The 11,237-nt window shown below is 41.3% G+C and carries 11 protein-coding genes and 2 tRNA genes; 10 read left to right on the forward strand and 3 right to left on the reverse strand.

Annotated elements, in window-relative coordinates; genetic code table 11:
* Window positions 1-33 precede the first annotated feature (33 nt).
* Entirely contained in the window at window positions 34-318 is a 285-nt protein-coding gene (locus tag WC639_00955; protein MFA6306365.1) for a YbaB/EbfC family nucleoid-associated protein, read from the reverse strand.
* Between the two features lie 18 nt (window positions 319-336).
* A complete protein-coding gene (dnaB, locus tag WC639_00960; GenBank protein ID MFA6306366.1) occupies window positions 337-1,731 on the reverse strand; it encodes a replicative DNA helicase in 1,395 nt (464 codons plus the stop codon).
* Window positions 1,732-1,998: 267 nt separating this feature from the next.
* On the opposite strand from dnaB, the gene WC639_00965 reads away from it, so the two are divergent.
* From WC639_00965 to WC639_01005, 9 genes are all read left to right on the forward strand, one after another.
* Window positions 1,999-2,074: transfer RNA gene (locus WC639_00965), tRNA-Lys, on the forward strand.
* Between the two features lie 32 nt (window positions 2,075-2,106).
* Window positions 2,107-2,179 (forward strand) — tRNA-Thr (locus WC639_00970).
* Between the two features lie 60 nt (window positions 2,180-2,239).
* Complete coding sequence (locus WC639_00975; GenBank protein MFA6306367.1) at window positions 2,240-2,833, forward strand: CDP-alcohol phosphatidyltransferase family protein; 594 nt, start codon at window positions 2,240-2,242, stop codon at window positions 2,831-2,833.
* Between the two features lie 49 nt (window positions 2,834-2,882).
* On the forward strand, window positions 2,883-4,220 hold the full coding sequence (locus WC639_00980; protein ID MFA6306368.1) for a MiaB/RimO family radical SAM methylthiotransferase: 1,338 nt from the start codon (window positions 2,883-2,885) through the stop codon (window positions 4,218-4,220).
* Window positions 4,221-4,375: 155 nt separating this feature from the next.
* Entirely contained in the window at window positions 4,376-5,290 is a 915-nt protein-coding gene (locus WC639_00985) for a Wzz/FepE/Etk N-terminal domain-containing protein (GenBank protein ID MFA6306369.1), read from the forward strand.
* Between the two features lie 177 nt (window positions 5,291-5,467).
* Entirely contained in the window at window positions 5,468-6,196 is a 729-nt protein-coding gene (locus WC639_00990; GenBank protein MFA6306370.1) for a hypothetical protein, read from the forward strand.
* 4 nt (window positions 6,197-6,200) lie between these two features.
* Complete coding sequence (locus WC639_00995) at window positions 6,201-7,175, forward strand: hypothetical protein (GenBank protein ID MFA6306371.1); 975 nt, start codon at window positions 6,201-6,203, stop codon at window positions 7,173-7,175.
* A 21-nt stretch (window positions 7,176-7,196) separates the two neighbouring features.
* A complete protein-coding gene (locus tag WC639_01000) occupies window positions 7,197-8,912 on the forward strand; it encodes a LysM domain-containing protein (GenBank protein ID MFA6306372.1) in 1,716 nt (571 codons plus the stop codon).
* Window positions 8,913-9,265: 353 nt separating this feature from the next.
* Complete coding sequence (locus WC639_01005; protein ID MFA6306373.1) at window positions 9,266-9,901, forward strand: hypothetical protein; 636 nt, start codon at window positions 9,266-9,268, stop codon at window positions 9,899-9,901.
* A gap of 60 nt (window positions 9,902-9,961) precedes the next feature.
* On the opposite strand, the gene WC639_01010 is transcribed toward WC639_01005, so the two are convergent.
* Window positions 9,962-10,717: an O-antigen ligase family protein gene (locus WC639_01010; GenBank protein MFA6306374.1), complete on the reverse strand. Its 756-nt coding sequence runs from the start codon at window positions 10,715-10,717 to the stop codon at window positions 9,962-9,964.
* Window positions 10,718-10,874: 157 nt separating this feature from the next.
* Between WC639_01010 and WC639_01015 the strand changes: the two genes are divergently transcribed.
* Complete coding sequence (locus tag WC639_01015; protein MFA6306375.1) at window positions 10,875-11,225, forward strand: hypothetical protein; 351 nt, start codon at window positions 10,875-10,877, stop codon at window positions 11,223-11,225.
* Window positions 11,226-11,237 lie beyond the last annotated feature (12 nt).

Below are 11,237 nucleotides of genomic sequence, written 5' to 3' on the forward strand. Positions count from 1 at the left end.
AAATACCAATGTCAAATAATTATTTGTCATTTGTCATTGGAAATTTGACATTCCGCTTATGCCGCCCATGTCCTGCACTTTTTTGGCCATGAGCTTTTGCGCTCGCTTGATAATTTCGTTTATGACGTCGGTTAAAATATTTTCCAGCTTTTCTTTAGAAATCTCGGCGCTTAGGGAAAGGCTGGTAATTTCCATATTGCCGTTCATGGTTATTTTAACGCCATTTTTTTCATACTCAACCGATTCTTGTGCTAAAGCATTCTGTAAAGTTTTGGCTTGGTTTCTTAGGTCTTTAAACTGTTTTAATTTGTTGAACATGTTTTTTAGTTTATTGAATTAGTATTCCGGCGGAGCTTCTTGGCCGGTTTTTTCCATATTTTTAAAGCTGACCGTATCTTCGTCAAAGAATAAATTAACTTTGCCGGTCGGCCCGTTTCTATGCTTGGCAATATATATTTCAGCCAGATGTTTCTCGCTCTCGGACAGTTCATCGTAATTATAGCCTCGGTCGGCGGCTTTCCTATAAATAAACATAACTACGTCCGCGTCCTGCTCAATTGAGCCCGACTCCCTTAAATGGGATAGTTTCGGTATGGCCGGCCTGGATATTTCCGCGGCGCGCGATAATTGCGATAAAGCAAAGACCGGTATATTAAGTTCGCGGGCGATGCCTTTAAGCCCGCGGGTGATTTCCGAAACTTCCTGCACGCGGTTATCGCCGTATTTGCCCCGGCCTTCCATTAATTGCAAGTAGTCAATAATTAATAAGCCCAAGCCTTTTTCAACTTGCAGCCGGCGCGCTTTAGTTCTTATTTCCATAATATTGGAGCTGGCTGAATCGTCAATATAAATCGGCGCTTCGGATAATCGGCCCATAGCGTCGCCGATGCGCGAAAAATCATTATCTTCTTCTTTGTCCGATAATTTTCCCGTGCGCATGCGCCATAAGCTGACGTTAGCCTGGGCGCAAAGCATGCGGTCGACTAATTGCTCTTTGCTCATTTCTAGAGAAAATATGCCGACCGGAACTTTGCTGATAAGGGCTGATTGTCTGGCGATATCAAGGGCTAAAGAAGTTTTTCCCACGCTCGGCCTGGCGGCTAAAATTATTAAATCCGATTTTTGCAAACCGGCGAGCAAGTTATCAAGATCATGAAAACCCGTAGGCAAGCCGCGCAATTTTCCGCTTTGCTTATGCAGTTCGTCAATTCTGTCAAAAGCTTCGGTTAATAAGTTATCAATCGGCTGAAAAACATTTTTTAAATATTTTTGCGAAACGCCAAATAATTTCTGTTCGGCCTCATCAAGCAGTTTTTCAATTTCCTCGTCTTCGCGGTAGCCAAGTTCGGTTATTTCGGCCGAAGCGGATAACAGGCGCCTTAAAGTGGCTTTGCGCTGGATAATGGCGGAGTAATGGACTACGTGCGCCGAAGTGGCCACAGTATTGCCCAATTCGGCTATATAAGTCCGTCCGCCCACGTCTGCTAATTTGCTTTTTTCTTCAAGTTTTGAGGTTAAGGTTAAAATATCAATCGGCTCATGGCGGGCGTAAAGCTCCCGCATGGTTTCATAAACAATGCCGTGGCTGTCTTTATAAAAATCTTCCGGGCGCAAAGTATCGGCGATTTTAAAAATCGCGTCTTTATCAATCATTAAACAGCCTAAAAGAGAGGCCTCGGCCTCAATATTTTGCGGCGGTAATTTTAAGATAGAAGTTTTATTGTCTGCCATATTTTTATAATACCTTGCAGGGCCGGTTTAAGCAAGAGTAAAATTTGCCGTTTTTTAAACTTTTCATCCACGTTTTTTCCACTACTGCCCATAGCCTATAACTCGCAACTCGTAACTAAAAATGCCGCAAAATAAGGAGTTGTGAGTTATGACCCGCCTGCCATACGGGCAGGGTTGCGAGTTGCGGGAGTTTTTCTTGCTATTTTTAAAGATATATGTTATTTTAATAATAATTAAGACATCCGTCAGCACGGATTTTTTAATTTTGCGCTGTTAGCTCAGCTGGTAGAGCAGCTCCCTTTTAAGGAGAAGGTCACAGGTTCGAATCCTGTACGGCGCACCATTTTATTTCGTCCTAAATCAAAAGTTAAAATTGCCGTCTTAGCTCAGCTGGTAGAGCAACGGTTTTGTAAACCGTAGGTCGTCGGTTCGAATCCGACAGACGGCTCTGAGAAAAATAAAAAATAAATATAAATATAAATCCAATTAAATAAGGGGGTGAGGAGAGATGATGCGCTCATTAAATGAAATTTTAGAAAATGTAAACAGTACCGTAGCCAATAGAATAAGCGCTTCCCGCATTTTGATGTTGCCATTCTATCTAATCTACCATTATATGGGCGAATATAGCATATCATTCGCTCTGGCTTTTTATATGGTAATCTCGGATTTTCTAGATGGGTATGTGGCGCGACTATACGGCGAGATTAGCGAATTCGGGAAAATTTTGGACCCGATAGCGGATAAGGCCGTTACTTTAACTTTGTTTGTCTCTTTATTGGCAGGCTCGTATGGTTTGATTGAACGGTCTCTTTGGCGCTCAATCATTATAACTTCGTTAGGTCTGTTGGCGTTGGAAGCAGTTCTTATTATTTTAGGGCATTGGGCGGCTAAGAAAAATTTGCATAATGGCTCTAATCTATTCGGGAAAGCTAAGATGATAACCGAGAGCTATATTTTTTTATTCGGTTATTATTTTTTCTTTCTCAACCCAGGCTTATCTCCATTGGCGGAAATCGGCAGATCAATTAATGATTTGCTCTATGTGGCCGTTGGACTAGCTTTTTTAAGCATAATAGGCCACATTACAGAAAAAAGATAACCAGGGCTACATACAATAGCCTAGAGCTTTCGCGAGAGAGCTCTTTTTTATGAAAAATATTAAAATAAAAATTTATACCTTAGGCTGTAAAGTTAATCAGTATGATTCGGGTAAACTAGCCGGCGAGCTGGTTCGGGCCGGCTTTATAACCGCGGACAAAAACGCCGATATAGCCGTAATCAATAGCTGCGCCGTGACTAAAACTGCCATAATTAAAAGCGGCCGCATGGTTAAATTGGCTAAAAAAGAAAACCCCAAAGCTAAAATCGTTTTAGCCGGCTGCTGGCCGAAAACCTATGGAATAAAGAATATTGCCGCTGATTTTATTATTGCCAAAGGCGAGGTCGGCGAGGCTATTAAAAAAATTGCGAATCGCTTCTCTCTATTTAAGGATAAGATCTTTACGCCGGCTATCGCCGAGCTCGCGCTAACCGGCCGGACAAGGTATTTTATAAAAATTCAGGACGGCTGCGAGCAGTATTGCAGTTATTGCGTTATCCCTTACGCGCGCGGCAAATTAATTAGCAGGGGAGAGAAAGAAATTATTCGCGAAATTGAACGGGCGGTAAAAGCCGGATATCGGGAGATCGTGCTGTCCGGAATCCATTTAGGGTTGTATGGAAAAACGAGCCAATTGTCATTGCGAGCGACCGGAGGGAGCGAAGCAATCTCACGTACTCGGAGCTTAACCGGAGATTGCCGCGTCGCTGGCGCTCCTCGCAATGACAAGCTGACGGCATTATTAAAAAAATTAGTTAAAATAAAAGATCTCGGCCGGATCAGGTTAAGTTCAATTGAAATCACCGAAGTATCGAGCGAGCTGATAAATTTAATGGCCGGGTCAAATAAAATTTGTAAGCATCTGCATATACCATTGCAGTCCGGCTCGGATAAAATTTTAAAATTAATGAATCGGCCATATGATGTAAAATATTTTTCTGGCCGGATAAAAAAAATTAGGCAAATTATGCCGGATATTGCCATTACTACCGACGTGATTACCGGCTTCCCGGGCGAGACCGAGAAAGATTTTAAAGACACGGAAAAATTTATTAAGCGGATAAAATTCAGCCGTCTGCATGTGTTTCCATATTCGGCTCACGAAAAAACGCCGGCCGCTAAATTCCCCGGCCAAGTTAAAGAAAAAAATAAAGCGCAACGGGCGGAAAAATTAAGGCGGCTTGGCCTTAAGCTGGCTGAAGATTATAAAAAGAAATTCAAGGGCAGGGAGCTGGAGATTACCGTGGAGCGGATAAAGCAAGATGAAATTATCGGTAAAACCGAGTTTTATTTTGATATTTTATTTAAAAAGCGACAGCTTATCGGCGGAGAAGCCAGCCAAAGTAAAAAATTAATAGGCACGATTGTTAAGGTAAAAAACAATTAAAATCTCCCGAAAAAACTCTATAAAACATTAACCGGCATAGTCCGGTTTTTTGTTTTTTCTGGTAAAATATGTTATAAAAATAGCTGTCTTGACAAAAATTAGGAGAAATGTTAAGGTGTGCTGTTAAACTATAATTAATTTTTTATCTGAACTCTATGGAATTTAAAGATTATTTAGGGCTAATAAGCAGGAAGAAAATGACAATATTTTTAATTGTTATGTTTTTTTTAATATTAGCTTTAATTTTAACGTTCATTCAACCATTAAAATACGGTTCTACTTCCAGAATTATAGTAATTCAAAATTTTGACGTAGATACCGACCCTTATGCTATTTCCAAGTCTAATGAATATTTAAGCAATATATTAGCTAACGTGGTTACCTCTAGTTCATTTTTTGATGATATTTTGGAATCCGGATATCATATTGATAAAAATTATTTTTCAAAGAATAATAATATTAATGGCGAGATGAAGAAATGGCGGGAAACTGTTCAGGCTAAAGTTGTCGGTGATACCGGTATTATTGAAATTAATGCGTATCATCCGGATAAAAGACAGCTAGACTTGATCGCCTCGGCGGTAAATTATGTTTTGCAAACTAAAAACGGGCAATATCATGGCATGGCAAGCAATGTTGTGATTAGAATAATTGATAAGCCGATTATTTCTTTATGGCCGGTTAGACCAAATATTATATTTAATCTGGCGCTGGCAATCGTTTTTGGTCTACTTATTTCTTTTTCTTACATTTATTTATTCCCGGAAGATAGGTATAACTTAAGATTATGGTCAAGATCGAATAGAAAAAAAATAGAAGAGCAAAAAATATCCAGCGTCCAGCCAGCTGATATAAAGAATCAATGGGAAGATTTAGGCGATGCAAAAAAATATACTGAAGAGAATCTGAATAGCGATGATTTAGAAATACCCGGCGAAGAAAGCGCTAGTTATAAATCTTTATCTTCTGATGATTTGGATAATAATTATGGCGGGAATGAACCTCAAGATATTTCCATAAAAGGAAGCATAAATAATATTTTCAGAAATCCAAACCGGGACGATTTTTAATAATCGTCTTATTTTGGGAGTCTGAATTTTTTCCGGTTATTGCCGGCCATTTTCTTCCGGGTGGAAGAAAGTTGGGATTCAAGCTTTGTTCTTTACATTTTTTTTGACTACTGAAGGCAGGCCTTTGAGCCGGAGCTGGACGAGTTGAAACCCCTAGAGGGAGAAAGGTAGGGAAAGATGAAAAAACAGTTTTTAGTATTAGCGGTTATGGTTGCTATTGTCTTTGGTTTTACAGCCATAGTAATGGCGGAGAATAATCTCCAGCGTCATTTTGTCTATTTTCAAGTGGGCAAATCTGATGTCGACAAGCAAAAGGTTTTGGATAAGTTGGTCAATATTAAGTCGGATTCCATCGTAGAAATATACGGGTATACTGACGAGAGAGGGCGAGCGGATATTAATATTCCGTTGGCTCAAAAAAGATCTGAGACTATCGCTGGCGTGGTTAAAGGGGTAATGCCTGAAGTTAAGATTCGGGTAGTGAAGGGCATGCCTTATACCGACGACAAGTCGGTTAATGCCACGAGCGGGGAGATCAGAATTTACACGCCTGTTAAGGTAGCTCCGGCAGTTGTGGTTGAGCAGAAAGATTATTTACTCAACAAGTATGGATTTTATTTTATAGTCGTGGGTATAATCGGTCTCTGCTCTATTCTTGGTTTACTGATATGGATTTTGCGTAAATTTTTCATAAAGGCTAAACTTGTTTGGCCCCGGGAACTTTCGGAGATCGCGGAGATGTTTCTGGAAAAATTGAACGGAAAAGACGTGAAAAATTGCCCGTTCTGCGGAATGGAAGTAGGCGGGAAAAATTACGTCGGGCACCTTCGCAGGTGCGTTAAGTCTCCGCTTTTTGAGAAAGACGCAGATGAAACAAAAACAATACTAATGGAAGCGAGGAGGTAACAAAATGAAGAAGACACAGAAGATTATAGGATTGTTGTTGGCGCTTCTGTTAGTTACAGGTTGCGCCGCGAAGAACATGACGGTAAAAGAGTCGTTTGAATTGCCCCCTAACCCGAATTCGGTGCTTATTCAGACCGAAAAGGGAAAACAGGCGATTGTTCCAGAAAAAAAGCCTTATGTGGCTTATTTGATTCCTGTGAATCCGATTCTGGAGTTTGCCAGTAGGTTCGGTATCCGCCAGGATTTGTACCTGGAAGAGAAGGGCAGCAAACCAGAGAAACTTTCCGGCGAGAACTATATTGGCACTAAGATTCCTTGGGGAACGAAATTGCATATCCTGGTCACTGACTTCAATAATAAGATTAATATGGACAGAAAAGGGTATATCGGTTCCCGCGACCAAGCAGGCCAACTCCGTCAATACGGCCTGGACGGCAAGACCGTCTATGGGCAGTACGAGGAACGCTTTAACTGGGGGAAGATCAAGTCCCTTAAGGAAAGTGGCGTTATCCGGCTGGAAGTTCAACCCGACGACGCGAATGATAAGTTGATCAGCGAGTCCTTGAATAAAATCGCAGCCCAGGTTGATAAGTTAAATATTCCTAATTTAACAGAGCGGGTGCTAAGAAAGATTGGTGTTATAACCAGCCAAGATCTGATCATTGGTTTAGGCTTGGTACCCAGAGTAGAGGGGCTAATATTTATGTTCGGAGTACGAATTTTCCCTGTAATCATGGAGATCGCCGGTGCAGGAGAGCCTAATGGTCCACATCTGGAGCAATCCGTGATCACGAACTACGACCTCGGAAAAACATTAGCCGAGGAGATTGCGCCGATAAAGAGCATGATGGCCGAGCGCGATGAGGTGCAGGTCAGGGAATATCTCAAGATTCTGGCCGAGCACAATCGTGTGCTTAAGGCTCAAGAGGCCCTTCAGCAGCAGTACCAGTTACGGCTGGAGGAAAATAAAAAACCTTAATGAAAGATGAGAGGTGGACAGATGAGACGATTGATTTTATTTTTTGCGGCTCTATTTCTCTGCGCGACCTCTCATCTTGCCCTTGCCGATGAAGGCAAGGTTCAATATGAGCTGGTTACGCCGGAAGTTAGAGCGACGGCTGAACACCGAGTAAAATATGGCGAATCGTTATGGGGTATTTTTAAAAAATACTATGGCGAGAATCCATCGGTGAATAAATGCCGCCGTTTGGCAGAATTAAACGCGATAAAGGATCCGAACCGCATTCGTGCGGGGCAGGTAATCAAGATCTATAAACCCTTAATCATGTTGCAAACTTCGGTCGTGTCTAATCGAACGACTGTTTCATTGCCAAAAGCCGCGGACAATGCGGTAGCGGCTTTGAAAAAAAGCTTGCGACAAGCGGATATAAAAATGTCCATCCCGGACGACTTAGCTCAAAAGGTTGTTATAGGGCTAGAGTCTTCTGAAACAATTCATCAATTAAACGGTGAAATTGTGGCCGCGACGACTTATGGCAAGTCGGCCCAAGGATGGACAAAAATTGTGGCAAAAGGCGAGGTATCGGGCAAAAGTACAATTACAAGCATTAATGAAAATTACGCTGCTTTAGCAACACTTGCTAAGCAGTGTAAGAACGTCATTATCCAGCTTGTGAAAAAAGTGCTTCCGCCGCCGCCACCGCCTAAAGTGGAAATACCGCCGCCACCGCCTAAAGTGGAAATACCGCCGCCTCCGCCGATGCCGCCGATATTACCACCGCCAGAGTTGTACAGTAAGCCGTTGGAACGGTTTTTAACGGTCTTGTATCGGGAGGCGGTTTGCCCGAACTGCGAGTTTGATTTAGCAGTCGGCAAGGTGCATCAGGATTATACTGATGACGCGCAAGATTATTCAACCTGGTTATATGCCGCAGTTAGGTGCCAAGTTTGGACCGATAAGGATGGCAATATCCACAAAGCCGGCGTATATATTAACGGCAGCAAGTGGGAAGGTGATTGGAAGAAAACGTTTGATTTTGAAGGGAAAATTGAAACCTTCGGGGTTGAGCATAGAATCCAAACACCGGACAACCAAGAGTATATTTTCCGTATCGGTTATCGCACGCGCCAAGATCTTGGCGCTTCAAGCGATATCTACGGCAGATATCAAACGGAGACTAACTATAAGGCCCTGGTGTTTGAATCCGAGATCGACGACAATTCCCGTATTAACGAATTGTTTTTCTCAAGATTTAAGGTCGGCGTAGCCCTGATTACCGAGCTGTCGTCAAGCAGGTATTCAACCTGGACCAATAGTCTAAATGGTCAGGTGATTAACCTTAATGAAAAGCCTGACATAACTTCCGGGCTGGAATTTAAAAGCGAAATAAGAATTTTTAGTGACAAGCGCAAGCTGGTCACGCTATCGCTTGAGAGTTGGGTTAATTTTCTGTTTGACGGTGATTCGGTTTATAAGTTGACCCCATATTTCGGAATCTTGGGCGATTCCTTAAAAATCGGGTATCAAGCTACCGGCCGAAACACCAATGGCAGTCATGCCTTTGGCAGTGGGTTTGCTTGGCAGCTTAATCTGGGCCAGCTATATGATTATTTAAAGTATAAAGGCTGGGACAGCGGGATTCCCCAACCCGAAATGAACATTTTCATCAACCCTGATGCCGTGCTTTACGGATCTACATCGGTGGCTGGTGGAGGAGATGTTTTCACTGACCCTGGCGCGTTATTAGAAAATTAAGGCGCAAGGGTCATAATTTCCGAAAATTATATTGTTGAGTTTCAGAGCTTAGCTGCGTAATTTAAATTACGTGGCGGCCGAGCCGAGTCATTGGTTTAAAATCAAGAGACGGAGCCGAAACAGTAGACAATATTGTTAAAGGAAATAGTAGCACATTACAATGCATAGAATCAGCTTAATACGCTGTTATAATATATGGTGGCGATTTCTTTAAAAAGAAATCGCCACCCACCCAATTTCTTTACAAATCAAGAAAAATTATATTTAATAATATAAGCTAGAAGAAAGATAAGTTTAGGTAAATAATTTATCTAAAATTACGTTTCTTTTAACAAGCCTAAAAATATTCACGGATGTTCCGTGAAAAAAATAAAGGCAAAATATTCATTAGGGAGGTGCACATGAAAAGATTATTGATAATTGCAGTAATGTTGGCAGTCATCGCCGTTGGTGCAAACCTGGCAATGGCGGCCGAGTTAAGGGATCTTGACAAGGAAGGAAACGGTTTTATTATTGAGGCAACTGCGACGGGTTTTACCGTTACGGTTATTGACAGGTTTACAAAATTGTCAGCACCATTTACGGGGCCGGATGCTAGTAGTTGGATCCAGGAAAAAGGGGGCGTATCGCTGATCTCCACGGCCGGTTGGGTCGTGGATGGTAAAAAGGGCAACGCCAAGAGTGCGTCCTATGATGTCAAGGCAGGGGAAGGCAAGGCGGTTTATGTTTTTGCGGTCAACCCTTCAGTGGTTGGTAAACCGGTTAATGTTGCCGTGAGCAACGGGTCGGTAAACGACCAGCGGTCAATCTGGCTGTGTCCGCCCTGGACCAGCCAAGTATTCTTCGCACGGGCGAACAACGCCCACCCGGACGGCGAGCACATGATATTCTTCCAGCTGGAAGGGGAAATCGTGCGCTCCGTCGTTGATGAGGCAAAAAAGGGAGGTTGGATTCCGGCGGCCGTTTACCATGCCGCCAAAATGAAATAAATCGCTTTGCGAAGCAAAGCCAAATGGGTAACCTGCAGTCACGCGGGTTACCCTCTTTTTTTAGGAGACTTCTTTTAAATTCGCGTAAGCTATGACGGCGCCGGTGTAGCTCCAAATCAAAAATTGCAAAGGCATGGTGCGAAGAATATTGTCGCCTAATGATATAGCTAAGATGCCCAGCCAAAGAATAATTAAACTAAAGAGATAATTTCTAATATATTTGCTGTCCGTTTTATAAAGTTTATAGATTAAAATAAATAATGATATAAATATGCTTATATATATTGCCAGGCCGATAATGCCCAACTCTATCAGGAGGCGGAGGTAATCATTATGAGCCTGGAGCGATTCATAAGTTTTTGCTTCATCATTATATTTTAAATTTATATTTTTAAAACTGCCTAAACCGTAGCCGAGAACCGGGGCGTTCGTAAAGGCCGGCAAGGTAGTCTCAATAATTTTAAGCCGGGTAATAAGGGAACTATTATATTTTGGGTTAAAAACGTCGTTGACGCGTTCATTTATCGCGGGAGTGAAAAGATAAGCTAGAAAAATTAAAGCAGTAATAGCGACTAGAAATTTACGGCTTTTAAATAAGCCGAAGACTAAAGACATTGCTAAAAGACCAATCCAGGCGCCGCGCGTTAAAGTTATAAGCGCAATAAATAAATTTAAAAGCAGTAAAACAGCCAAGGGAATTTTTTTGCTTTTATTAATTTTATTGGACAATAAAGCATAAATAATAGGCAGAGTAGATATGAGATAAAAGGCTAAAGTAGCCGGATGCGAGAAGGTGCCATCAACCCTGTAAGCCATTATAGTTTTATCCCACCACCCGCTAACGGTAAAATATTGATAAAAAGAGATTAAGCAGGGAAATAGAGAGCCGAATAATATTGCCGCGATAAGTTGATAAAAATTATTTTTATTTTTTACCGCCAATATGGAATAAATAAATAAAATAAAAATAATAATGATCCGGGATAATTCTATGGCGGATGATGTTTTATCTATTGAATATATGACGCTTAGAGCGGAGGTTATTAAAAACAAAAAAAATAAAGTTATTACTTTGTATTTTTTTATTAACTCGATTGTTGGCTTAATGTTTCTTAATAAAAATATACCGCCGAAGGCTAAAACCATCAAATCTATAACAAAGTTAAAATTAAAGGAAATATTATTAAAATTGCCCACGATTATCGTTTCCGATATGTCTCTTAAACTCGGCGTGATTAAAAAAATGAAGAATAAAAAATATATTGGTTTATATAAAAAAAGAGGAGATAGGCCAAGCAGCAACCCAAGCATTAATTTCATATAAATAGTTGCATCA

The organism is Patescibacteria group bacterium (assembly GCA_041662965.1).
Classification (GTDB): domain Bacteria; phylum Patescibacteriota; class Patescibacteriia; order Patescibacteriales; family GWC2-42-12; genus JACPHD01.